The sequence below is a fragment of the Asaia prunellae JCM 25354 genome (assembly GCF_000613885.1).
GTDB lineage: Bacteria > Pseudomonadota > Alphaproteobacteria > Acetobacterales > Acetobacteraceae > Asaia > Asaia prunellae.
In genome coordinates this window covers 25,090-48,490 of the sequence record NZ_BAJV01000005.1, presented here as the reverse complement: position 1 = coordinate 48,490, position 23,401 = coordinate 25,090, and the positions used below count along the sequence as shown (strand labels likewise).

The following is a 23,401-nucleotide window of genomic DNA, read 5'->3' as shown; positions in this document are numbered from 1 at the left end:
GTGATGCTCATATTCTGGGCTTCTTGAAAAATTGTTCCGTCAGGAGAACAGGTTGAGTACGCCTTCGTCTTCACGCCGACATTTCGTCAGGAACGCGGCGGGTACCACCGCTTTTCTCCTTCTGGCCGGTCACGATTTTCGCGCACGGGCTTTGGCTGCCACCGCTCTCAGTGACAAACCACAATTTTTTACTCCGGAAGAAATCCGCTTTCTTAATGCCGCCTGCGATTGCATTTATCCCCATGATGATCTTGGGCCTAGCGCCACAGAGCTTGGAGTACCGGTATTCATTGATCGGCAAATGAATACGCCCTACGGGCGCGGCGAATTATGGTACATGACGGGTCCGTTCCGGGAAGGACCTGCAAATCTTGGCTACCAACTCCCTTTTGCGCCTCGCGACCTCTATCGCAAGGGAATTGCCGGTGCCGATCATTATGCCCGATCTGCACGAGGCAAGGTATTTGCCGATCTTGATACACATGACCAGATAGAAATCCTGACGGCCTTCGAGGGAGGCGCCGTTCATTTTCCCGATCTCAACGCGCGCCTCTTTTTTGAACAGCTGAGACGTAACACGCTTGAAGGCGTCTTTGCCGATCCGATCTATGGCGGCAATCGCAACATGGAGGGCTGGGCCTTGCTCGCCTTCCCCGGTGCACGGGCCGATTTCATGGATTGGGTCAATCAGGAAGGCGCTGCCTATCCATTCGCTCCTGTATCGATCAGCGGCCAGAAGGCCTGAGCGTCAATAATTCGAGTTCCAAACGCATGACATTAAAACGGACTGACGTGGTCATTATTGGCGCAGGCTGGGCAGGCGCCATTCTCGCGAAGGAAATGCGCGAGGCAGGACGCAGTGTCGTCATGCTCGAACGCGGACCCGAACGTTCTACAGCGACAGAAGGGACCTATCCCGGGTCTATTGACGAACTGCGTGGTGCCATAAGACACAGGTTATTCCAGAATCCTGCCAAAACCACAGTAACCATTCGCAATACCGTCAACCAGACCGCCCTTCCCTATCGTCAGCTCGCAGCCTTTCTGCCCGGTGAAGGGGTTGGCGGTGCCGGGCTCCACTGGTCGGGTGTTCATTTCCGCGCGGCACCAGATGATCTGCGCCTGCGTAGCCATGTGATTGACCGTTACGGTGCCAAATTCATTCCGGAAGGCATGAATCTTCAGGATTACGGCGTAACCTATGAGGAACTGGAGCCTTTCTTCGACAAAGCCGAAAAGGTATTCGGCACGTCAGGAGAGGCCTACAGGGTCAACGGTCAGATCGTTGGCAACGGCAATGTTTTCGCACCATCGCGAAGCGACAAATTTCCGCTTCCTGCAATGCAGGATGTCTATACGGCAAGCCTGTTCCGCAAGGCCGCGTCAGAAGCCGGATATCATCCCTATTCTCTGCCTGCAGCCAACGCCTCGATGCAATACACCAATACGTACGGATTACAGATGGGTCCGTGCAATTTCTGCGGTTATTGCAGCGGTTATGACTGCTATATGTATTCAAAAGCCTCACCGAATATAAACATTCTTCCATCATTACGTTATGATAGTGATTTTACTCTGATTACCGATGCTCATGTGCTGAAAATCAATCTGGACAGCGATCGACGCAAGGCAACAGGTGTCACTTATCTCGACCAGCGCGAAAACCGCGAGACAACGATCGAAGCCGATCTGGTCATTCTGGCAGCGTTCCAGTTCCATAACGTCCATCTGATGCTGCTTTCAGGCATCGGCAGACCTTATGACCCGATCAGCAATACAGGCGTTGTGGGCCGTAATTTTGTCTATCAGACTATTACAACCTCCCGTGCCTGGCTTTCCGAAAACCAGTTCACCAACCAGTTTGTTGGCGCCGGAGGCGCCGGTGTCGCCGTCGATGATTTCAACAGTGACAATTTTGATCATGGTCCACTGGGTTTTGTCGGCGGCTCGCCCATCTGGGTCAATCAGGCCGGTGTAAAACCGATTGCTGCGGCGTTGAACGGCGGAGGGAAATCCGCTCCACGCTGGGGGGCGGGCTACAAGGCAGGTCTCGTCGATACCTATCGCCACTCCCTTGCGATGGACGCCCATGGCAGCAATATGGCCTATCGCGATGTCTATCTCGATCTCGACCCGACATGGCATGACAGCTATGGCCAACCCTTGCTTCGCATGACCTTCACATGGAAGGAAAACGACATTCGCATGAACCAGTATGTCGTCGGCAAGATCGAGCCGATCATGAAGGCACTGGGGGCGAGACGCTACGAACTCGGCAGACTTGAGCACGGCGAAGCCTTTGATACGCGTCGTTATCAGACGACCCATCTTGGCGGGGGCGCTGTCATGGGCACAAACCCGAATGAAAGCGCGCTCAACCGTTATCTGCAAAGCTGGGATGTATCGAACGTCTTCGTCATAGGGTCGAACGCCTTTCCCCAGGGCATGGGCTATAACCCCACCGGCATGGTGGCAGCCCTGGCTTATTGGGCAGCTTACCATATCCGGACTACCTATCTGACCCAGCCTGGCCCGCTGGTGACCCTATGATGCCTTTCCCCAGAACCGGCTTCAGACTGCTCGCAGCGTTCGGGTTTATCCTTGCAACGCAGGCAAGTGCCCAGACCAGTTCACAAAAGGATCTTCTCGAGAAAGGCCGCTATCTGGCAGCAGCAGCCGACTGCTCCGCTTGTCATACGCATGATGCGACCGCACCCTATGGCGGAGGTAATCCGTTTAGGTTGCCTATCGGCACGCTTTATGCCCCCAACATCACACCAGATATCCAGCATGGCATCGGCAGCTATACGGAAACCGATTTCTCCAATGCCCTAAGGCGCGGTATCGGCAAAAATGGCAAGCCTCTCTATCCGGCCATGCCTTTCCCTTCATACGCACGCATGACTGATGCCGATATTCATGCTCTCTGGATTTATTTCCATGATGGCGTAGCACCCATCGCCCGATCGGCACCCGACAACGCCATTCACTGGCCGCTTTCAATGCGCTGGCCCATGACACTCTGGCGATGGGCTTTCGCCCCGACGCCAAAAGCAGCTCAGGCCAATGCCAAGCGGGACTTTCCTTCAGACGAGATCGCCCGTGGTGCGTATCTGGTCGAAGGACCCGGTCATTGCGGTGCCTGCCATACCCCGCGCGCGCTCACAATGCAGGAAAAAGCGCTTTCAAGCGATGAAGGAGACGCCTTCCTCTCGAGCGGTGCGGCTGTCGACGGCTGGACGCCTGTCAATCTGCGGCAGGATGATCGCACAGGGCTGGGCCGCTGGAGCGAAAATGACATTGTTGCGTTTCTGGCCACCGGCCGGAGTAAAAAGGGATCGGCTTTCGGGGGCATGAGCGATGCCATAGAGCATGGCACACAATATCTCAGCACTGCTGATCTGCATGCCATTGCGCGCTATCTCAAGACATCATTGCCAGCCCGCAAGCACGAAAAACCCTGGCATGCCAATCCCGCAATAGCGCAGACCCTTCGCGAGGGACGTCTTCCGAATGCCGGGTCCAGAATCTATATCGACAGGTGTGCAGCCTGTCACCGAACTGACGGTCATGGTTATGCCCCCGCTTTCCCGCCCCTGGCGGGCAATCCGACACTCATGGACAAGGATCCAGGTTCGCTGATCCTCATTGTTCTGCGTGGAGCCACGGTCGTACCGACACAAAAAGCCCCTTCAGCCTTGACCATGCCCGGCTTCGGTCATGTACTCAACGATCAGGAGGTCGCTGATGTGGTGACATTCATCCGCCAGAGCTGGGGCAATTCCGGCAGCACCGTCACAGCGGCCGATGTCCATGATTTCCGCAACAGGAATGCAGAATGGATCAATACCCCACCACCCAAGCCTTTCAACTAGGACCTGTGTTTTCCCACTCTTCAGTGAAGGAAGCGATAGATTACGAGCCCCTGATAGCCGCGGCCTCCCGCTGCGGCCTGACCAGCCATACGGGTGGAATATGCTCCGCCTCCGCCTGCCCCGTAACGCGTGGCATTGGCACCGAGAAGATACCCGGCCTTGCCACCGCCACCCCAGGACCCGTCGGCACCATTACCGGCAAAAACGATAGAGCCATTCTGACCATCGCTCCCGGCCCCACCCGTCTGGCTCCATAGCGTCCCCCCCCCCTGTACCGCCCCCCTTCTCCTCCCGTTGCATTCCGCGCTGTCGCAAAATATCCCGGACCACCCCCATCGGCTGTCAGAAACGGCGTCCCGTCATACGTTACGAAGCTCGGCCCACCACGCTGATCGGTTGCGCCACCAGAGCCCACCGTGACTGAAAGATTGGCGTTACGGGACGGTTCGACAGCATAAACGCCCCAGCAATCGCCACCGGCTCCCCCGCCAGCGCCCGAAAAAGATCCTGCCTCAGGTGTCAGAGCAGTGCTCGATGCCCCACCGCCACCACCGCCAATAACCCGCAATTCAACATGATTTGCCCAAACAGGTATGGTCAGAATCTGATTGGTCAAACAAAGCGCCTGAGGCTGGCTGATCTGCTGTGCAAAACTCATCGTTGCAAATTCAGGAAGGCCAGGAAGAAATACATCACTTTTCTGCGGAACAATATCGCTCAATGTGCTGGCCCCAACCGGAACGCTCAGGACATAAAGCGGCACGACGAGTGCACCAGAAACAGAAGGTGTGTTCAGCGCTGCAACAAATCTGATTCGCCCTGTGCGGCGGGTAGGAAGTGCCTTGCCCCGGTTATCCGGACCAGCCATGGTCTGGTCCGGTTCTTCCGCATTATAGAATGGCAGGATATCAGGCATATCATCCTGAGCAGAACAGACCGCGTAAACGGTGATATCCGCACCGGCAAAAGGTATGCGCACAGATTGTGCTACATCATTGTAGAACAGGGTTTGTGTTATCGTCGTATCGGCATCGAGCCCTGCTGACACGCCTCCAATACGGGTAGCATCGAGTGCATCCGGCGCCATAATCGTCCCGCGTCCGATCATGACCGTCATATCGCTGTCAGAAGGCAGGCAGACAAGCCCCGATGCCATAACGGTCTGACTACCCACAAGCATTTCTGCAAAACGTCCCAATTCCTCTTTCGCATAGCGACCAAGACGAAGCAGGTCCGTATCGAACGGGACAGCACCCGCATATATGATCGGACGATCCATCACGTTTGCATCCTTACCCATGCAATCACATCCGCGGCCTTCGTTCCCCTGAGCGCTGCGTGCAGGACACGCGGTTCGGCCGGAAGCTTCGGGTAGACCTCAAGAAAAAACTGCCCTCCTGGACGCGTGCCGTAGCGGCTGCGAGCAGCCCCATAACCGCCGACATATCGCCAGGCTCCACAATCATGTACTGTCCCGGGCTCGATAATCCGTGGTGCTGCACCGGAAAGCTGGTGTACGATTTCGGAAATGGCTGTGCGTGTATTCAGTGAAGCCCCCAAAGAACGCACCATACGCTTGCGAAAATGAGAGTCTTTTTCCTGCCTGAGTCGAGGCATGCCTGAAGGGCCAAAAAAATCAGCCGCAGTCATATCCAGAAAAACCGCCTCCGTCGTACCAAAACGCGTCTGCTTGCGTACAGAATTTATCTGGGTCCAGGTTGAAGCCAACACAGATCCGAACCCGGTCAGCAATGCTTGCAGAATGGGCGCATCCTCTGCCTCATCTCCACGATAGGCAGGAAACCAGCCGGCAGGCAGCAAAAGCCGCAGGCGTCTGGCGAAATCCCTGGCCGTGCCAGAGGCAATGCCGGTATCATACAGTGTCTTGCGATCTGTTGCCTGCAGGCTCGACACATCGCGATCTCTCAGAACGGCCATTAGCCACCGACCTGCTCAGCCGTAAACAGCGGCACACGGTAATCTCTGCCATTCACATTGAGATGCAAGAAACCGCCTTCCGCCTCTTGCGGCACCATGCCGCCCAGACTCGCCACAGGGGACGACATCTGGATCTCACCCCCATCGGCAGGATAGAGCCCCAGATTAGGCGACCCGTTTTCGCCCTTCTGAACATAGAGACCAGCTGCAGCCAGTCCGCTCCCTGCCTGAATGTTCAGCGTATTAGTGGGCGATTTGTTGGGAGAGATCGAAAACAGCAGATTACCTGTCATGTTCGTAACCAGAAGCCCATCATCATCAAACTGGATGCGCTGCCCTTTCGCTGTCTGCGAGACCGTCGAAAATAACATGGCCCCTGTATCGAGCCCCTGTATCTGCTCACGCGTTTCCGGCGTTCGCCATTCTATTCCCTGGCTTCGTGCCATGGAAATTGCTGTCGCGTAGCCGCCATCATCTCCGTTGGTGCCGGCCAGGGCCGTATTGCTGAACAGGATGCCCGTTTTCCATGAATCGGGATTACTGACGAAAACAATCCCAGCTTCGCAGTCAGCCGTCCCTTCAGTTTGTCCTCCTCCGGCACCTATCTGGATCGCATAAGTGCCGCCGCCACAATTTGGATGATAGGGTGTTGACATGCCATAGGCTGGACCACCCAGATTGACCGCCTCCAGCTCCATGACGAAACTCGGCTGATAATTGACCCCGGGCATGCGCCAGGCCTCGCCATAATAGGCATAAGCTGTAGCCTGGGTCGAATTGGTCGTATCATCGGCAACTCCCCATGATGCAATACCAATCGTACTCGGAACATGACCGAGCTTGTCATGCGATCTCATCGCATCCGAGGTACGTGACCCTGCGACAAAGGCGCTGTTACCAAACCGCGAGAGCGAGGCAGCCTGGGCATTTTCGAGCGCCCACGGACCGATCGAAGTTGTTGCCATAAGAGAAGACAACCAGTCCTGACGCTCTACATCACGCGTATTGACGGCAGGGTAATCCGATGCGGCGCCAATAAAGAACCGATCACCATATCGGCTGACCTTTGCTCCTTCTTCAGCAAAGAATTCACCGCTTGGCGGTGAGTCGGCAGGTGCTCCAGCAATCTGGCTCGCTGTCGCATTGAGAGTCTCCACACCATCCGGTGTCGCAATGACGAGAACTTCCGGACCTGCAACAGAAGGAATATGAAAGTAATTGTTGAATTTTGGCATTACCCCTCCTGAACGACCTGAACGGAAATCGTGCCCGGGAAAAGTGACTGGCTGGTTTGCGCAGGAATGTCGTTCTGGCTGCCATTGAGCAGGATATCCGTCACCGACAGAACGGACACGCCAGCCCCCACATAAGCCACATAGGAAAGCCGGCTGAACGGATAAGACGCCCCGATCCGGACTGACGTGATATCCGCGCTGATGGCTTTGACAAGCGCCGTTCTGGCCTCTTCCGCATCAGCGCCCGGCGCAATAAGCACCTTCATTGCAACCATCACCGTCAGCATTACCGGACGCTGAACAGCAAAGCCTATGCCAAGAGCTTTTATCGCTTCGATACGATAATGAATTTTTTGCAGTACCGCCTCCGGCACATACTCGCTACCATCATCCACCACCACCGTGAAATATCCTGGACGGAGCGATCCATCGGCTTCCTGCCCGTCAAAAACCGCAAAACTCAGATTATTCTGCGTTTCAGCTATGGCACTTTCTACAGCTGCCCGTGAGGCAGTGGCCTTTGATGCCAGCCAGAGCGGAAAACGCTCACGTAATTGCGTATCTGTCTCCTGATCTGAACCATTGGCAAAAGGCTTGTGATTGGTGACAATATCAATACCTGCGACTGATGTGCCCATCAGGGAAATGGCGCCAATAGCGACATTTCCCTGCACACCCTCCACCAATGCCTCGACAGGCAGAGTCAGTGACGCCATTCCTGCCGGGCGCACATAGCCCCCCGTCTCTGCCGACCAACACTCATGAGCTGTGTCGGTCACGACCTGAAAAGTAATGGCTGAAGCCGTGCGCACAGTCACGCCTGGCCGTACAACAGCGGAAATATCACCATAAGAGAAACAGGTCATGGTGACCGACCCCAGAGCCTTGACTCCGGGCAATCTGGTCATGCCGAAATCACCTACAAAACTGTCGCAATCGGCACCAACCGAGGTAGCAAGCCTCGTACGACACAAAATCTGAACCAGTAAATATTGCAACCACAGACCAAGCGCAGCGACACTCTCGATCAGCGCCCGTCCCGGCGTACCAGTATCAAGTGTGAATTTCTGTGCACAATGCGCCTGCGCAGTCACAACAGCATTTTGCACCAGTGACGAAAAAGAACGCAAAGAAAACGACATGGGCTTTCCGATGCCTCACCGGCAGGAGCCAAGTCTGGCTCAGATCGTGCTGCTCTGGTTGAATGTGAATATCTGCCTGCCCTCTTCGCCCCGTTCGGTATAGGCAATCGTGCAGCGATAAGTGCTGACCGCCAGGGGCGTCAGTGTCACTGTTACAGGCTGATCATGATTGATCGTCGCCTCCAGAGAAAGCTGACTGACAATCAATCCCCGTGTTTCTGCTTCCCGGATCGGTGTCCCTATACGGGCCGGGAGACCGGCACCATAATCACCATGCCAGAGATAGGCTTTTGGATTGGTACAAAGCCGTCGCAGGATATTCTGCTGCGTTGCCAGCTTTCCTTCGACAATACGCAAGGCCCCGTCCTGGTCGAGCTGCAGATCCTCGCCGAAATAATGAAAGAGAACTGTCATCCCACAGCCTTTCCGGTCATACCATTCACATAGGGATGTACATGGCTGCCGAGACTGTTCGTATCCGTGCGGACGTCGCCTCCCGATACAGAAATTCCACCCCCTTTTACCTTGATACCGGCACCGGAAACAGACAACCCTCCGGAATCGAGCGTCATCGTGACTGACCCCGCCTTGAATACGATAGCTGATCCGCTCAGCGCGCAGCGTATCTCGCTGGCCCCAAAGAACACGCCATCCCGTCCCAGATGTAACCAGCCCCCCTGATCGCTCTTCACATTCGACTTCCCTGAAGGCGCTCCGCACCCCGCCCGAACCAGCAGTTCACCAGGCTGCGCAACCTTGCCGGTCTGTGGAGACAGAGCTGGTCCGGCCACAACATCAAACACGACTGCAATAATGACGTAATTCTCGCCATCCCCCTCCACGGGCATCAGCAGGACATGTGTGCCCGGCGCGCACGGGCAGGAAAGACGCAGATCACCAACCTGGGTAAGAGCAGCATCGGGCAGCCAGCCGGTTTCAATATTATCAGGCTGCAAACGTACCTTGACAGCATGATTGGCAGGATCCACCGCCGATACGATTCCATGAAGAGCATGGGCCGTACGGGTTTGATGGGCCGCAGCCCATGAAGAGCCATCCATGGGCTTGTTCCTTCAGAATACGCGATCCCGCAGCGTCACCTTCTGGCGATAGCCATGAACGAGATCAAAAACATGCGTGACAGCATCAATGGATAAGGTTGTGACCCCATCAAGCAACCCGTCATCCAGGGACATGAAATGACGCGGCGCCAATCCTGTCACGGCCGGAAAAGTCACACAGGCCTCGGTGGCGTGTGAGACAATCCGTCGATATTTCCCTCTGGCCAGGCGCCTGATATCATCCATACGCAATCCAGGCGCCCTGAAGGTATAGAGCGCAGCATTGGCTGCCGGCCTCTGATCTGAGAAATTCCGGCCATCAAAGAAAATCTCGCTCCGGGATCTCTGACGTGAATCCCACGATTGCACTCCAACCACAACGTCCCGGACAAGACCGAGATCGCGACGAAAACTCCTGAGACTGACGCCAGCAGGAGAGAAAACGCGCGTATCCCCCTCACCTATGGCATAAGGCGCATGAATACTGATCGTCTTGCCAACAGCATGACATTCATATCCATGATCACGCGCCAGGGAGAAAGCGATATCGAAAGCCGTCTGATAGCGATGCTGCGTGATCGTCGGGATCCGTCAACCCGTTTTTTTTCGCGATGCACCACCACTGCATGGCATCGTTAAAATAATGCATGGCAAGATGAAAAAGAGAAATGTCATCCGACGTGATCTGTATGTTCATCCACATTCCTCTTGAGGCAATTCTGTCTGACCGGCTGATTTGCCAAACAGCAGATTACGAACCAATCAAAGCCTGTACCCGCCCAACGTAACTTCCTGCCTCGACACTCAGGGTCGCAGCTCCCGCATTCTGCGCGACAAGAACCAGATCACCCGTATTCGTGATTTCCGCTTTTTCCAGCGCCAAGCCCGACTCATTTCTTACCTGCAACAGACTACTCCCTGCAAGCGAGAGATCCGAACCAATCGCTGCACTTGCCGTTGGCATACGGGTGACATTCGCTGTGGCCTGCCACAATGAACTTGCCTTTCCCAATGCATCCTGCGCGCGCGAAACGGCGCCTCCTGCCCCCAGACATTGGGCAACCGGCATGATCTGCCCCAGGGCAGAAGCGATCACGTTTGTCCCGATCCATCCTGAATCGGTCATCTGCCCCAGTATCGTCGAGATGGCGGAAAGGCCGGAAATCATATCAAGATCGACCATTTCCGATACCCCTGGCCTCTGCACAGGGGGACTGATTTCGCGCTCCAGAACAAGGCGATAAGGACACACTGTACCACGCGCCTGATAGGACCACGAAAATTCAGCAATCCACACTCGCGCCGACAGATCGGCAAGTGAAAAAATCAGAACTTCCGCCGCCTCGCGCATTGCTTCGAGACGACGCGCCCTAGCTGTCGCCATCGGTCCGACAAAACGCCCGGTTAATACCAGTCTCGCAGGATCGTTCCCTACAGAGTCAATCACCCTCCCGCCTCCGAGAAGGCGGTGTATGACCAGTATCTGACGACCTCCGATAATCAGTTCATCGGGTATCTCTGGCCCACTGAATACAAAACCGCCCAAAGTTACCGGAGCTGCCCGATCAAACTGACCTATAGCGCCAAGCGCATTTTCGACTTCCTGAAGCGATAAGCCCATTATTTTTCTCTTACATGAAGCCGAAACTCATGTTCGGGTATTGCGGTATGGCAATTTCATCGACGACGGCACTTTGTCGGCGCAGGGAATTCACGCGAAAACTCCCCCCGAAGGGACCTGATGAATTTTCCAACTCACGTAATGGCATGTCAGCCTCACCAGAACGCATGATCTGGTCAGCAGGATCAAATGCTCCCTGCATCCCACCCTTCTTGCGGTCGGAGAAGTGATCACGTCGTGCCACACCAGGAAAATCAGGCACAGCAGAAATTGCGTAATCGCGCTCCATATCCCGCTGTAAACCCTGTTCTCTTGGAATACTGTGCAGAATTTTTGACGACCTGACAGCTATTCGCATCCGCTGCTTCACATTATTGCCCGATTTTTTCCGGGAGCCATAATCTTGTCGAACAACATCATTCCAGGAGCCAATACTGTTTATATGGTGTGCCTTGTCACGCGGTAAAACAAGAATATCCCTTCCTTCAATAACACGCGTAATACCAGTATTCTTTCTGACAGAAGGCAGCTGATGAGGCACCAGTGATCGTGTCCGGAAACTCCGTGATCTCAAAGACATCGCAGATACCGGATTCTTCGCATCTGCTTTCGAGATGACGTAAGCCCTCTTCTCTGAAGGACGACCTCCAAAAATCGGCGTGGTTGACGTAAGAAGAGAGGCGTTTCGTTTTCCTTCTCTGCCAATACCAGACCCACGCGCTGCGAAAGAAAAAGAGAGCTGTCTTCGAATATTCCGATCAGGCCTTCCCTGCATCAGGATGGGCAAGACTGGTCTCAGAAAATCATTTTTCTCTCTGCCAGATCTCCGCCCTGTAACGCGGCTCGCACGGTTTCCATAACCCATCAGTTTATGTTGCCTGCGAGAAAGAGGAAAACGATCAGGGCCAGACATTACATGATGCAACAAACGATCGTTTCGGATAATCGCCCCCGCCGAGCGAAGACCTTTATTTTTCCCGGGCCATGGCGGCGGCACAAAAGACCCTGAAAAAGGCCTCGCAGCCGCCGGAAAGCGTGAAAAAACACTATGGATCACCTGCAGAGTTTCCGTTTTTTCAATGCGCTCTTCTCATTCAGGCTTATTCCTGACGATAACGGCATTGTTCCCAGTCAAAAGAGAAACCATCCTGCTCGGCCAGAACAACGCATGCTGCCATACGCCGTACGCGCGACCAGCTCATGACAACTGACCAGGGCACCCCATTGCGCAGGAGATAGAGAATCTCCTTGAAAACAGGGTGCCTTGTCAGTTTTTTGCTGTGTCCAGCCCCTGCTCTTCCTGAGAGTCAGACGTAAAAAAAAGAGATTGCAGCACCATGATGCCCTCATTGCCAATGCGCCGGGCCAGATCACGAATATCATCTTTTGTCGCCGGCATCTGCACTGGCACACCATCCACCGCCCTGACCGAACAAATCATCTGGGCGTAAGAAAGCCAGGTCGAAGCCGCAGCACCTGAGGCAGCACTCCCCCCGGCCTCGATCAGATCGAGCATATCTCCGGGGTCGAGTTCACGTAACGAGAGCGTACGACCAGACGCAATTTCGATTTTTTCAGGCAAATCCGTCATGAAATCCTGCTCCGCAGAGAAGCGTAAAACTGGACATGCTGATGAATCATGCCTTCAGCCTGCCAACGATCGGTCTTTAGCGAAAGCGAAATGCCGCTATACTCCCAGGTTGTGGTCGTCCCATCAGGCTCGCGGATATATTGATACAGGGTGCCGCTTCCGATGCTGCCAGCATTCCAGAATGCGGCTTCGATTGCCGCAACCAGGCTGTCGAGATTCGCATTGGCTCGTGCAATAGAAAAAACACCACGCCAGCCACTGGGTGTATTGAATTCGACCGGCAATCCGTTGAGTGGCGTTGCCCGCTGAATGACCGTATGCTGCTCTGACTGAAATCCGGTTACATCGCGCAAATCGATCCTCGATCCGTTCCAGAGCAATGTGATCCTGCAGTCCCGACCAATGCTGTAAGGATTCACCATGCTTCAGACACTCCCGCTGGCAGTGCTGACGCTCACAGAGGCGCCCCCCTGCAGATTGATAATGAATTTCTCGTTGATTCCCTGATACTGGACCTGCACATCAGCTTGCACATAGCCTGTTGCAACACGCGCGACGGGATTATTGGAGCTATCACACAAAACAGCATAGGGCAGTCGCCCAGCCGTCATGCCGAGGATACCCTGTGACAGCAAACCTGAAAGAAAACCCAGAATTGAGGCACGGATATTGCCAAAAAGGCTGTCGTTGATCACGCTGCCGACATATTGTCCCATTGTCCCTTCCAGAGAGCGCGCCAGATAATTGGTCAAACGCGTGTAGGAATCGCTCTGCACCGCTATATTCTGCGATGTATTATGCCCGGCACGGATCGCCCAGTATTGCCCTCCTGGTGAGGGATTACAGATGACGTCAATCCCGTTCTCGATCAGCTTGCCGAGTTCAGCCAGTGTATAACCGAAGCGTGTCGCTTCGAGCCCGTTTTTCTGACTGCCAACGATACCCGCCAATGGTTTGTTCAGCCCCGACTGCTCCGGAGACAATGCCGCCAGCTTTCCGGCTGCAAAAAGTGCCGGACTGACCAGTTGTAATCCGAGCGTGTCGTCATTCCACCAGAGCCAGTCGCCATGCATGTATTTCAGAGCGTGCGACCAGAGCCCATAAGCCGCCTTGCTTTGCACGGCCTGTGCCATCGTCTCACCTTGAGGCCCGGCCGCAATCATATAAATGCCTTCATCACGACCAAAAGCCAGCATCGGCACCATTGTCGCCGCATCACCAACACCTGCGAGCGTCGCGACACTGCACCCCTGACTGGTAAGGGCATAAAGCCCGGTCCTGGTTTCTGCCACGCCGATGAAACGGTCCGGCGCAGGTTCTCCTCCATCCGCTCCACCGGCAAGCTGCACTGACCCGGCTTCCGCGATAGCAACATCACCCGTGATATCAATCAGAACAAGCGACTGGGTGTCTTCTGCAACAGCCTTGGCGAGCCCTTTCCAGTCTGCTCCCGTATAGGCTGTCGAACCTAATTCTTCATGAGAAACGCTCAGAACGAATTGCCCGTCCCGATAGCTCTGACGGGCCACGCTCACAACCAGAGCATTACCAGCGGTTCCGGTATAACGCGCGGTGATATGAGCAGCGCCCAGACTGGCCTGTGCCGCCTTGTCAGACCCATCCGTTACGCGAACGAGACAGAACTGACTGGCCCCCTGATGCACGGTCACATCGACCGCAACATTGAGATTCGATGCCCAGCCCCGCTTGCCGGCAAAAATCTCCCGACACTGCCCGACACTGCCAACAAGGTTTGGAACATCAACAGGACCCCATGAGGCTGTTCCGATAATCCCGAGTAAAGCGGAGGACACTCCTGATATCAACAAGGTTTCAGGCTGCGCGATCTGGATATACAAATCGGGTACAGGCAGAGCCGCCATATTCAAGGCGCTACTCTGTAAGAGTTGTGGCATGAATGATCCTTCTTTTCTGGAAGTGACCTAAACAAATTGCGGTTTGATCCGGACTGTCCCGTCGCCATCCGTACACCAGCCGCGATAGGCGAGCGGCATCTCCTGTAATGCTGCCAGGGTTTCAAGCGCCTCCACCGGTATTTCGGCGCGCAACATGTCAGGGGCAGTATCAAAGGCAAATCTGACGTCATTCGACGAGATCCAGCCACCACCGGTCACCATTTGCGGCGACCAGACAGAGTCATATCTGTCAAATATGACACGCAACCGGACATCACGACGAAACAGGGACTGTGTCTGCATCGCGTCCTGATCATCCTCTCCTTCGAAGACAATCTGAGCCTGTCGCCCATCGGTCAGAGCAAGCCAGTCCTGCGGCAAGAGACGTGACACCAGCAGATCGCCAAGCACCGGACGCATCTCGCCTGTACTGGTCCAGACAGAGAGCCGAAAGATCTGGCTCTGACGTTTTGTCAGACAGACAGAACGGCCATAGCCACCGATAGTGACACCCAGATCTCCCTCTGGAACAGTCAGTTCATCGCGATCGACCGTGCTTTCATTGAGTTGCAACGCCAGATATTGCGCAATTTCATGAGCTGTCTCCCGGTCACCAACGACATGTCGTGCCAAACGATGTTCACCATTCGCACGTATCCAGCTCAGCGAGACAATACCGGGAGCGGCTCTGCGAGAAATCAGACTGACACGCGCTGTCCGTCCTCTGATCTCAACTGAAACCGCGGGAGGAACACGCAGGGTTTCTTTCCATTCCTGGCCAAGCGGAGTCTGAACGCCTTCATACCCCCCTGGCAAGGCAGTGATCGTCACGTAGCACACGGCCTCACGCAAGGAAGGCGACGCAAAAAGATCGGATGGCATCAAAGGCCCAGCCCGAAAAAAGATCTTCTGTGCACTCCAGAAGGACGAAGAAGCCGCAATTTCAGAGAAGCGAGTGGCACAGCACAAAGCCAGTCCACGCATCACATGGGAAAGATCGGTCATGATCAGACCTGTTGCAGGGACAGGATAGCCCGTGTCCCATTTTGTGACGTCTCAACCGCATCAACGATATAACGGAAATCCAGCTCATCAATGATCTGCATATAGGGCGTCAGATAGAAACCGGGCAGAACCGGAAGGTAAAGCATGTAACTTCCCGCACGCAGCGCACCGGGCATACCGCTGTGTCGGTCTTCACCCTTTCCGATCAGCACAACGCTTGCAGGACAGTGCTCGACATGAATTTGTGTTACGCCACGCATGCCAAAAACGGAAACACGCGTATTGCATGCAACGCAGAGGGGGGGGCGATAGGTCTCTATTCCCGAGACGAAATGAAACCTCTCCTCCTGCTCCAGAACATCTCCGATATGCAGACTCAAGCATCACTCAGCACATATTCCATGGGCCGCGCCCACATGCGGGGCTTACGCATCTGAAAACCGGCATCGGCATCAAAACACAGGAATGGACTACCTACTGCACCTTCAGAGGTTTCAGGGGATCGAGAACACGGTAATGCCGCCCCCTAATGCCAAGGCGCCGAGCCACCCTGGCAAAGCCTGCTTCCACGCGTTCCTGCATGGTACGCATCGCTTTCCCTCCTGTTTTGGTTACATGACGATCGAGGCCTGATCCCGCAAATCTGGCCCAGGCATGATGCCCAGGAACCCGCACAGACGCCGACGCCACCAATCGAAAAGACGCACCCTTTCCGACAGCTCGCGCGTATTGCGCGTCCAGACAGACGCGACCTGCGTGTCCAGCGTTTCAGAAGCGCACAGAACAGCTCGTTCCATCTGACCTAGAGTCAAAAGAAAATAGCGCATTCTCTTGCGCTCAGCCTCCGCAAGCGTATTCAGACGCCATTCGAGCGTTCCCGTATTCCGGAAAAATCGCCATGAACTCTCACCGCTTGCTGCATCACCGAGCGCTGCATAGCCGCAGAAACGCCTGATCTCGGTTTTTTCTTCATCAGTCAGAACCGCGTCTGTCACCACTCCGCACTGGTCCCATCCATACTCTCTCACAAACCGGAACCGGCAGCATCCGTCCCAAGGCTTTCAATCACCACCCCACGCTTGAGATAGGCATTGGTCGCCGTTGGAATAATGGAGATATCAGCCGTTACATCCGTGGGTAATGCAAAGCCACCAATCCAGTACCATGACTGCGCGATAATCTGCTTCAGGCGATCGAGCGGCTCACGGGTAACCATAGCCACGCCATCAACCATTTCGATCAGGGCGCGATCAGCATCGGGAATATCGGAATGACCGACACAGGCGCAGTCTCCTTCAACCAGCGCACCCTGTCCAAGAAGCAAGGCACGATGAATGGGCCCACCGCCAAGAGACGCCTGCTGGGGTGCTTCCGTCGTCGGCACGAACCGCACACCCAGCAATTCGATAATCTGACCCGAGCGATATTCTTCCGAGCCATAAGCGCCGCGATAAAGATATTTGAAATCGGCATCTCGGAACAATGAAAGAAGCTGCAGGTCATCAAGATAACAATTATATGCTCCGTTGATCATGGGTACATTGTTTCGACGAAGCGACGCCACTCCAGCCAGTACATGCTGGATACCAAGCGTATCACCGTCTGCCATACGCAGATCAGCTGTACTGCGTTTGCCATTTGGTCTCAGAACGAGAGGGGCTGTAGAGGCCACAATTGCATTTCCCGCTGTCGCATCGGCAACCGAAGCCCCACCGGAAAGCTGCAACTGTCCTGAAATGCCGCCCGGAGCTGTCGAGACGTTCTTCTCGTCAGCTATCGCTCCAACAAGCGTATAGACCCCACTGCCAATAGTTATGGTCATACCGGAACTTGCACTGACAGGCCTCACCAGACCCGAGGCAATCACAAATTGAAAGCCGCGTATATCATCAGCCGCAACCGTTGTGGTTTTTGCCGTTGCAGTGACCGTCACCCGGGTATTCCCCCCCAGATAACCGCCCACGCCTCCGGGCACCCCTCCGAACAATGCATTACGCGCCAGTCGATCTAGCGACTGCATGGCCTGATGACCATTGGTCTGTGCGTTGGCCAGAAACTGGGAAGCGATGCCAACACCTGTGGTGACCATATTCAGGTCAATCGTATCACCATACTGATTGATGCTGAGCGTATATTGCTCAACCGCCCAGCCACTTGGTGAGAGCCCATTGTCGAAATTCGTATTTCCGGACGGCAGAAGTGGTTCGGTCACTGGCGACTTGAGACTTTTGCGTGTCTTGGTCAATGTCTCACCGATCGCATTGGGAAAAATCTCGCGATCTGCGACCGCGCGGAAACCCAGGCGGGCATTCAGCCCCGTCTCGAATTCACGGGCCAGAAATCCTTGTTGAATAGCCGCACGCAGTTGCTCGGGAAAATTCTCGATACCCATTTTTGTTCCACTTCTGAGTCGTTATTTTCAGATAATTCCTGCGAGAAACTGGCGCTTTCGCGCAGCATAATCCGCCTCAGTCAAAGAGCGCGCATCCTGTATCTGCGCAGGTGCCGGCTTCGGCACGACATTCCTCCGGCCAGCCTGATCAGCCAGAATTCGCGAATCATGAAACAGGTAACCGCGCGCCTCACGTGTCTGCGCCATAGCCTGTTCCACGCCCGAAATATCGCCCTGTTCCGACCATCCAATGCTGGAACGATCCATCAATGCCATCACAGCATCGGGGTCGTGGGCACCAAGACGTATCGCCTCGGTGCGAAGGGCATTTTCCAGAATACTTGTCCGTGCAACCTCTGTTATTCTAGCCAGCTCTTCCTGATGTGCCTGATGTGCCTGAATGAGAGATTCCCGTTCGGCCTTCAGTTCAGCCAGAGAATAACGAAGCGCGTCGATGTCATCTGACATATTTATTTTACCTCAAAAGGTTCTTGTCAGGCTGGTCTGGCAGACATTATTTTTTTCCATTCCGATGTTGAGTCCGAAAGGCCGACCGCACTGGCATAAAGTCGCGCTGCGGTCTCCTGACTTAACAAACCGGAATTCACGGCAGCCCCCAACTCCTGCGCCATCGGCAAAAGCTCAGCTTCATCAGCTGTAAACCAGGCTGGCCAGTGAAGAGACAAACCAAGAGGATCAAGATCTCCATGATTTCGTCCTCCGATTGAAACTCCTCCAGGCAGGACCGAGGAAAACCGGCAAAGCATCCGGTAGAGCACCAGAATGCCACCATCACCGTAGGTCCCACGCAAACGATCAGCCATCCAGATCAGAGGCTGACACATCAACTCCATAGCCCGACCCGATTGAGGCGCTCCTAGACGGTCACCATGGGTTCGATTGCCATGAAGCTGCTCAAGCACAAGCTGACGCAGCTCGCGATAATGCGCCAAAACGGCAGCTGCTGCCGCGCCATTGATCTCAAGCAGTTTTGCGTCCCCTTCTGGCGGCAACGTCAATGCCGTGGCCGCTCCCCCCTGACGTGCCACACCTTCCAGGATATCAGGTGTTTTCAGCACGAGCGTCGGGTCAGAACCGTATTTGAGACCACGCCCAGCCTGAGAAAGCAGATAATCTGCTTCGATAACCGTATCGATCGCCTTCTCAAAACTGCATTCTCCGTCCGGCTCCTTGTCAGAAGAGTCAGCCAGATTTTTGATCCAGACTATCGGCACAAAACCAAAGCCATGCACCCTTGATCGTTTCTCATCAAGAACAGAAGCACTTTCCTCCTCTGCGGGCTGTGGCACAAAGATTTCCAGCGTTGTACGCGTCCAGCGTCGCTGCCACCAGAAACGTGACGCACGATGCTCAGGATTAACCGGATAGCCAGTGGCTTCGAGATCGAAACCCGTCACCATAAATCGCTCGGTAACGACTGAAAGCGTTGCCTCATGATCCCATTCAGGAGTCAGATAAGCCGTTTCCAGAAGTGAAAGCTTTGGCGTATTGCCCAGTATCTCAACCAGTATAGCGACCGATCCGACAGAACCACGCGTGGCAGCCTGCATCATGAGTGCAGGCAATCCTGCCTCCAGAGCAAAACAGTTCATCGCTTCGGCAGTATGTGCCTCAGAGGCAACCGCCAGAGGCCAGTGCGTATTACCGAATAAAAGAGAAACCACCTCATCAATCACGGTGCGACACAGATTAGTGCGCACTGAAGGTCGTCTTTGCGAGAGCGGAATATATTCTCCCGATGGACTGCGCTCACTTCCAAAAGGATAAGGCAGCACGTCATATTGCGTACCATCGAGTACCTTCTGCAGTGCCAGCAACCGTCTCGTACGCGCAGATGCACCCGGCACAGCAGCATATTGCTTCTGCAACGCCAACCAGTCCATGCAAGCTCCTTTACCTTGAAAGGCTGAACCACCCCGGATCCTGCCAGCGCGCCTTTACCGGCTGCGGTTCGATCATCAGTTCGCTAAGCGCCCAGATCAGCGCATCCGCCCTGTCAGGTGATGAAGCTCCGCCAAATCCCCGTACGGAGAACAAACAAAGTTGCGTTTCGAGTTCGACAAAACGCCCGTGATGCACCACGCGTCCCTGTTCATAGAGTGCTGCAATCGGTTCGGCACGCACGGCTTTGCCGCGTGATGCCGTAACCATTTTCAATGACACTGTAGGATCGACACTGCGCAGCGTGGCTTCCACCAGAGCCCCACCGAAATTACGTTCGGCGACAACCCTGTCTGCCTGCCAGAGCGTCACGCTCTGCATGACGCGACGCGCCCATGCCATCGGCGTATTACGTACCGAACAATCATCAAGAACATGACCAATCCCTTCATGATCAATCGCCGCCACCACAATGCCGATTTCATCCGCCCTGATATCGAAGGGACCAGATGCGCCCGAGGGATCAACTGCTACGACAATACGTCGCATTTGTGCGATCAGAGCCTCGCGGTCCTGATCCATAATCGCGCTTCGCCTCTTGAACATATCTACGCGCCATAAGGCGTCTTCGAGCACGGTCTGATATTCACCAAGCAGAAAGCGCCTGCGCTCTCGTTCAGGCAAAGCCTCAAGCTGCTGCATATAGGCATCGCTGAGATTGATCCGGTTCTGATCCGGATTCATCACCATTGAGGCATAAAGTGCCGGATCAGCATGACGCAGGCCTGATCGTGGCTCCACACCATTCTCGAAAAGAGCATAAAGCCAATGGTCGGTCGTCGGCGGATTGGCGTCGATATATTCACGTACTGTCAGAGCACAACGCTGCGCCAGCCGTGTCAGCAGCATATTACGTGCGCTATAGCTGATCTGGCTTGCTTCGTTCAGATAGATCGTTGCGAATTCGAGACCAAGAATTTTCTCTGTTCGCACTGAGTCATCAAGCCCTCCGAAAAGGATCGAAGACCCGTTTGAAAATACCACACGATTGCTTTGTCCGTCCCATTTGTAACGTATACGCGCAAAGCAGCATCGCATCACTTTAGGAAAAGTATCCTGAATGATGCTGGCCCTTAAAGCGATCTGACGATGCCGGAATACGCCATGACGTGATTGTGGCACTCTCAATGCTCTGATCACCAACGCCTGATCAGGACAAAGGTCTTTCCTGATCGGGAACCGCCACGCAAAAAAATATGCCGCGCTTCTCCACCAAGGAGAGTGTTGGCCTGCTCCTGGGCAGGCGTCAGGGCAAACGCCGCGTCAGAGTTTCTCATCACTTTCGGTCAGGGAAAGACGTATCTCGCTCTCCTCGAAAATGCCACGCCCCTGGCAAAAACTTGCAGGACGATGAGCACGCAGCAACATACGTAAAAGCCCGTCGCTGTAACGCTTTCGCGTCATCGGTTTACCTTCTGGATCACAGATCACCCGCCCGGCGTAGAGTACGGGCTCCTCATACCCTTCAAGGGCCCTGCGACGTGCCTCGACCTCCAGCATATCAGTCGCTTCTTCAAGCGCCTGCTTCCAGCGCTCACTGAAGAGATCATTACCCCATCGCCAGTTGTAAACTGTCTTGCGATCCACTCCGGCTGCACGCGCAGCCTCGGAGACATTCCCCGCCTTTCTTAGATGATCAAGAAACAGATTCCTAAGAGCTTCACCCCGAGGACGGTCTCGTTTTCCACGCCTGTTTTCCATTTCGGCTCCAGTTTATTATCGTGGAAACGCCAATCGGTCTCTGAAATTTCGTTTTCCGCTGAAACTGCCCTAAGCCGCCTCATCTTACCCCGGATCTGTCGCTCTGTTTTATCTCCTGGATAATCTTCTGCATGACCCGCTTCGTGAACGCAGGCTGTACGATCCCGATACGGGTCAGACATTCCTGTCGCTTACGGAACGGAATTGCCCGGAGCCGTACTTCAGGATACGGCAGATTGGTCTCGACCAGATCACCCCAGCCCAGTTCAAGATCTGCGCGATGTCTGATCTCGGAACCAGCTATGAACGGACACAAAACAGCATCGCCGGACAGCATTTTCACAACGAGATGAAAATTTCTCTGACTCGACACAACGTCTCCGACAAAAATGTCGGCCACGCCTGAAATCCATTTTTATTTTAGTATATAATACCAATACATTATATCTACTCTATATTCAAGTCTTGTTTTAATAATATTCACTCAATCGCTCGAGGGCCAGAGCACATTGTGCCGCTACCTTTGTACGTGCCTGAGCCCGTGCACCAACAGGAAAAATCATGCGCGCCATATCCGGGAAACTCATTTCTCTTGCGAGCATCATTTCGATACGGGCATACAAACTCGATCCCAGCACCTCTCTGACCTGACGCAATCTCCGGGCACATTTACCTCGACCCAGCATCCACGTATGCACATCACCCTTTTCGTGACTGCATGTCAGATCCGTCGCCTCGACTATGCCCAGTTCTGCGTAGTCATATTCGGCCCGCCAGCGCTGGGCTGCTGCCATCTCATCATCGCCGATATCACCGGCCTCATAAAGCCAGGTAGCGGTAGACAGAACCTTCAGCGCCTTTCCATGTTTACGAAAGCGACTTCGTTTCATTCGTTCCGCTGTTGGCAGAAAAGCCCCAGCTTCTCTGTCTGAAACATTCGCTTCATCTGTGCTCACTTTCAAACGCATATGACAGATCTCCCGCTTCACGACAGCCTCCCTCCCCCCGATGCAGACGACGCCCGTTGAAATTCTCTCCGGGCCCCCGTGCATAATGCGCTACCAATGCCCATCCCCCTGAACGGCAGCGAGATAGCTGGGCGGATCATCCCTGCCCCAAAGTGCACCCCATGAAACCGGATGCCCTGCAGGCAGCGCGCCAGACTCATCACGCTCGTCCGGTCCTTCGCTTTTCCCGACAGGAAAAGGCCGGGGAGCCGTCTCGTCCAGTAACGCCAGAGCCCGGACCAGCGCCTCTCCAGTTGCTGAGCACCTTCCACTTTCTCGTACAATTCTCATTATACTCAATCCTTGACGAAATATGGCTAAATGCCACTACGTCGAATGCGAGCATTCCAGAAATTACCTACTGGATTTGGCAATAAGCCATTGCTATGAATGTCCCTATGGCCAAACACAAACGCCCTGACTCACTCGCAATCGTTCAGCGCGCCATTGGGAGACGCATCACCTGGGCAAGAGAGCTCGTCTTTCCAAATCAGAGCGAATGCGCACGCCTGCTGGGCGTTGACGCATCAACGCTGAACAAGATCGAGAAAGGTGATCGTGCCCCAAGCATCTTCCTCATTCTGGCTCTTTCCAATCGCTACGCATTTCGACCGACTTTCTTCTGAAAGGCGTTTTGAACGGACGCACGGATGAGGAGATGGCGCTTCGTCTTGCGGCTCTGCACCCAGAACTGGTGCTCCAGCAGCCGGACATGGCGTTTCACACGGGCAAAAACATGCCTTGCGACATGCCAGAGCCGCCCAGGAGACCAGATGGGGACCATTCTTGACGTCCTTTTTTTCATCACATATCCAGAAAACAGCCTTCTTCATTCGCAGACATAGCGCTTGAAGTCGGGCGCAGCAAGAACAAAACGTGAACAAATGCGCGCTTACCTGTTCCTTACGCCTCATGCCACCGCGTTATGATCAGTTCCAACCGGCCAGCTGCACCT

At 54.5% G+C, this 23,401-nt stretch carries 28 protein-coding genes; 5 read left to right on the top strand and 23 right to left on the bottom strand.

Going from position 1 to position 23,401, the window contains the following annotated elements; all coding sequences use genetic code 11:
• Window positions 1–52 precede the first annotated feature (52 nt).
• Genes JCM25354_RS05240 through JCM25354_RS05230 form a run of 3 tightly spaced genes read left to right on the top strand, consistent with a single transcriptional unit; the run spans window position 53 to window position 3,875 of the window.
• The gene (locus tag JCM25354_RS05240) at window positions 53–745 is read left to right on the top strand and encodes a gluconate 2-dehydrogenase subunit 3 family protein (protein WP_025885235.1); all 693 of its coding nucleotides are present in this window, start codon (window positions 53–55) and stop codon (window positions 743–745) included.
• Between the two features lie 26 nt (window positions 746–771).
• Window positions 772–2,550, top strand: a complete 1,779-nt coding sequence (locus JCM25354_RS05235; protein WP_025885234.1) for a GMC family oxidoreductase — start codon at window positions 772–774, stop codon at window positions 2,548–2,550.
• Complete coding sequence (locus JCM25354_RS05230) at window positions 2,547–3,875, top strand: cytochrome c (protein WP_243443918.1); 1,329 nt, start codon at window positions 2,547–2,549, stop codon at window positions 3,873–3,875. The genes JCM25354_RS05235 and JCM25354_RS05230 overlap by 4 nt, the downstream gene beginning before the upstream one ends.
• Before the next feature lie 40 nt (window positions 3,876–3,915).
• Here the strand turns inward: JCM25354_RS05230 and JCM25354_RS16855 are convergent, their stop codons facing one another.
• The 7 genes from JCM25354_RS16855 to JCM25354_RS21015 are packed head-to-tail and all read right to left on the bottom strand — an operon-like array spanning window position 3,916 to window position 9,497.
• Complete coding sequence (locus JCM25354_RS16855; protein WP_148301405.1) at window positions 3,916–5,175, bottom strand: glycine-rich domain-containing protein; 1,260 nt, start codon at window positions 5,173–5,175, stop codon at window positions 3,916–3,918.
• Window positions 5,154–5,813 (bottom strand): hypothetical protein, encoded by a 660-nt coding sequence (locus JCM25354_RS05220; protein WP_025885232.1) that lies wholly within the window; start codon window positions 5,811–5,813, stop codon window positions 5,154–5,156. The genes JCM25354_RS16855 and JCM25354_RS05220 overlap by 22 nt, the downstream gene beginning before the upstream one ends.
• Window positions 5,813–7,048, bottom strand: a complete 1,236-nt coding sequence (locus JCM25354_RS05215; protein ID WP_025885231.1) for a hypothetical protein — start codon at window positions 7,046–7,048, stop codon at window positions 5,813–5,815. Before JCM25354_RS05215 ends, JCM25354_RS05220 begins: the two co-directional genes overlap by 1 nt.
• Window positions 7,048–8,190 (bottom strand): baseplate J/gp47 family protein, encoded by a 1,143-nt coding sequence (locus JCM25354_RS05210; RefSeq protein ID WP_025885230.1) that lies wholly within the window; start codon window positions 8,188–8,190, stop codon window positions 7,048–7,050. Before JCM25354_RS05210 ends, JCM25354_RS05215 begins: the two co-directional genes overlap by 1 nt.
• A gap of 39 nt (window positions 8,191–8,229) precedes the next feature.
• A complete protein-coding gene (locus JCM25354_RS05205) occupies window positions 8,230–8,604 on the bottom strand; it encodes a hypothetical protein (protein WP_025885229.1) in 375 nt (124 codons plus the stop codon).
• A complete protein-coding gene (locus JCM25354_RS16850) occupies window positions 8,601–9,251 on the bottom strand; it encodes a hypothetical protein (protein ID WP_025885228.1) in 651 nt (216 codons plus the stop codon). The genes JCM25354_RS05205 and JCM25354_RS16850 overlap by 4 nt, the downstream gene beginning before the upstream one ends.
• Window positions 9,252–9,263: 12 nt before the next feature.
• Window positions 9,264–9,497 carry a hypothetical protein gene (locus JCM25354_RS21015; RefSeq protein WP_148301404.1) on the bottom strand — a complete coding sequence of 78 codons (234 nt, stop codon included), beginning with the start codon at window positions 9,495–9,497 and terminating at the stop codon, window positions 9,264–9,266.
• A 117-nt stretch (window positions 9,498–9,614) separates the two neighbouring features.
• On the opposite strand from JCM25354_RS21015, the gene JCM25354_RS21010 reads away from it, so the two are divergent.
• Window positions 9,615–9,890, top strand: coding sequence for a hypothetical protein (locus tag JCM25354_RS21010; RefSeq protein WP_148301403.1), 276 nt, complete (start codon window positions 9,615–9,617; stop codon window positions 9,888–9,890).
• Between the two features lie 112 nt (window positions 9,891–10,002).
• Here JCM25354_RS21010 and JCM25354_RS05185 read toward each other — a convergent pair whose 3' ends face one another.
• The 16 genes from JCM25354_RS05185 to JCM25354_RS05105 form a co-directional block, all read right to left on the bottom strand.
• Window positions 10,003–10,872, bottom strand: coding sequence for a hypothetical protein (locus JCM25354_RS05185; RefSeq protein ID WP_025885226.1), 870 nt, complete (start codon window positions 10,870–10,872; stop codon window positions 10,003–10,005).
• A 10-nt stretch (window positions 10,873–10,882) separates the two neighbouring features.
• Entirely contained in the window at window positions 10,883–11,161 is a 279-nt protein-coding gene (locus JCM25354_RS21320; RefSeq protein ID WP_159103455.1) for a hypothetical protein, read from the bottom strand.
• Window positions 11,162–12,139: 978 nt separating this feature from the next.
• Complete coding sequence (locus tag JCM25354_RS05170) at window positions 12,140–12,463, bottom strand: hypothetical protein (RefSeq protein ID WP_025885224.1); 324 nt, start codon at window positions 12,461–12,463, stop codon at window positions 12,140–12,142.
• A complete protein-coding gene (locus tag JCM25354_RS05165) occupies window positions 12,460–12,885 on the bottom strand; it encodes a hypothetical protein (protein ID WP_025885223.1) in 426 nt (141 codons plus the stop codon). The genes JCM25354_RS05170 and JCM25354_RS05165 overlap by 4 nt, the downstream gene beginning before the upstream one ends.
• A gap of 3 nt (window positions 12,886–12,888) precedes the next feature.
• Complete coding sequence (locus JCM25354_RS05160; protein WP_025885222.1) at window positions 12,889–14,379, bottom strand: phage tail sheath protein; 1,491 nt, start codon at window positions 14,377–14,379, stop codon at window positions 12,889–12,891.
• A gap of 27 nt (window positions 14,380–14,406) precedes the next feature.
• Window positions 14,407–15,384: a hypothetical protein gene (locus JCM25354_RS05155; RefSeq protein ID WP_025885221.1), complete on the bottom strand. Its 978-nt coding sequence runs from the start codon at window positions 15,382–15,384 to the stop codon at window positions 14,407–14,409.
• 2 nt (window positions 15,385–15,386) lie between these two features.
• Window positions 15,387–15,764, bottom strand: coding sequence for a hypothetical protein (locus tag JCM25354_RS19965; protein ID WP_051537235.1), 378 nt, complete (start codon window positions 15,762–15,764; stop codon window positions 15,387–15,389).
• 231 nt (window positions 15,765–15,995) lie between these two features.
• Window positions 15,996–16,379 carry a hypothetical protein gene (locus JCM25354_RS05145; RefSeq protein WP_243443917.1) on the bottom strand — a complete coding sequence of 128 codons (384 nt, stop codon included), beginning with the start codon at window positions 16,377–16,379 and terminating at the stop codon, window positions 15,996–15,998.
• 29 nt (window positions 16,380–16,408) lie between these two features.
• Window positions 16,409–17,776: a hypothetical protein gene (locus JCM25354_RS05140; RefSeq protein WP_025885219.1), complete on the bottom strand. Its 1,368-nt coding sequence runs from the start codon at window positions 17,774–17,776 to the stop codon at window positions 16,409–16,411.
• Between the two features lie 27 nt (window positions 17,777–17,803).
• Window positions 17,804–18,244, bottom strand: a complete 441-nt coding sequence (locus tag JCM25354_RS05135; RefSeq protein ID WP_025885218.1) for a phage scaffolding protein — start codon at window positions 18,242–18,244, stop codon at window positions 17,804–17,806.
• A 26-nt stretch (window positions 18,245–18,270) separates the two neighbouring features.
• Window positions 18,271–19,680, bottom strand: a complete 1,410-nt coding sequence (locus JCM25354_RS05130) for a phage portal protein (protein ID WP_025885217.1) — start codon at window positions 19,678–19,680, stop codon at window positions 18,271–18,273.
• A 10-nt stretch (window positions 19,681–19,690) separates the two neighbouring features.
• Complete coding sequence (locus JCM25354_RS16835; RefSeq protein ID WP_408734976.1) at window positions 19,691–20,860, bottom strand: phage terminase large subunit; 1,170 nt, start codon at window positions 20,858–20,860, stop codon at window positions 19,691–19,693.
• 141 nt (window positions 20,861–21,001) lie between these two features.
• Entirely contained in the window at window positions 21,002–21,439 is a 438-nt protein-coding gene (locus JCM25354_RS05120) for a helix-turn-helix domain-containing protein (RefSeq protein ID WP_025885216.1), read from the bottom strand.
• Window positions 21,440–21,518: 79 nt separating this feature from the next.
• Window positions 21,519–21,839, bottom strand: a complete 321-nt coding sequence (locus tag JCM25354_RS05115) for a hypothetical protein (protein WP_025885215.1) — start codon at window positions 21,837–21,839, stop codon at window positions 21,519–21,521.
• A 70-nt stretch (window positions 21,840–21,909) separates the two neighbouring features.
• The gene (locus tag JCM25354_RS05110; protein ID WP_035446840.1) at window positions 21,910–22,329 is read right to left on the bottom strand and encodes a hypothetical protein; all 420 of its coding nucleotides are present in this window, start codon (window positions 22,327–22,329) and stop codon (window positions 21,910–21,912) included.
• Between the two features lie 168 nt (window positions 22,330–22,497).
• On the bottom strand, window positions 22,498–22,737 hold the full coding sequence (locus JCM25354_RS05105) for a hypothetical protein (RefSeq protein WP_148301401.1): 240 nt from the start codon (window positions 22,735–22,737) through the stop codon (window positions 22,498–22,500).
• Between the two features lie 107 nt (window positions 22,738–22,844).
• Between JCM25354_RS05105 and JCM25354_RS22225 the strand changes: the two genes are divergently transcribed.
• A complete protein-coding gene (locus tag JCM25354_RS22225) occupies window positions 22,845–23,072 on the top strand; it encodes a helix-turn-helix domain-containing protein (RefSeq protein ID WP_243443916.1) in 228 nt (75 codons plus the stop codon).
• The last annotated feature ends 329 nt before the right edge of the window (window positions 23,073–23,401 follow it).